The following is a 350-nucleotide window of genomic DNA, read 5'->3' on the forward strand; positions in this document are numbered from 1 at the left end:
TCGTTGAGAATGTTAATTTTGGCTGGTTCGGCGAGCGCGACTGAATTGATGAGGAAATGGCATGACAGAACTGATTTGTTAATTAATGCTTATGGGCCAACTGAAGGGACGGTATGTGCAACAATATGGAAATATAATCAGATTACGGATCAAGGTATCGTACCGATTGGTACTCCAATAGCGAATGTAAAAGCGTACATCTTGAATAGAGAGGGAGCGATCCAACCGATTGGGGTGCCCGGAGAGCTGTGCATCGCGGGAGACGGCTTGGCGCGGGGATACTTGAACCGTCCCGAGCTGACGGCAGAGAAGTTTGTAGACAACCCGTTCGAACCGGGCGGGCGGATGTA

1 protein-coding gene is annotated in these 350 nt (G+C 49.7%); it reads left to right on the forward strand.

What is annotated here, in order from left to right:
- Window positions 1-48: 48 nt before the first annotated feature.
- Window positions 49-350 (forward strand): AMP-binding protein (locus tag FS818_RS28410; protein WP_260990003.1); only part of this gene is annotated, 302 nt, incomplete at its 3' end.

The organism is Paenibacillus xylanexedens, from assembly GCF_007680605.1.
Taxonomy (GTDB): Bacteria; Bacillota; Bacilli; order Paenibacillales; family Paenibacillaceae; genus Paenibacillus; species Paenibacillus xylanexedens_B.